Raw genomic sequence first — 243 nt, forward strand, 5'->3', positions numbered from 1 at the left:
GCCTTCCTGTTGAACTCCGACTTGCGAATGTAACAAGCATTCAGCAAGCCAATCAATTTCTCCTCACCTATATAAAGAAATTTAATAAGCAGTTCGCATTACCTATTGATAGTATCAAATCTGTGTTCGAAATGCAACCAGATAGTGATAAAATCAATCTGACGTTGGCGGTGTTATCTTCTAGAAAGATAGATAATGGAAGCTGCCTGAAATATCAAAATGAATACTATCTTCCTGTAAACA

At 36.2% G+C, this 243-nt stretch carries 1 pseudogene; it reads left to right on the forward strand.

The annotated features are described in order from the left end of the window. Window positions 1–243: pseudogene (locus EFT72_RS19545) on the forward strand (transposase); the annotation flags it as partial.

Origin of the sequence: Clostridium sp. E02 (genome assembly GCF_003833015.1) — a bacterium.
Lineage (GTDB): Bacteria > Bacillota > Clostridia > Lachnospirales > Lachnospiraceae > Lacrimispora.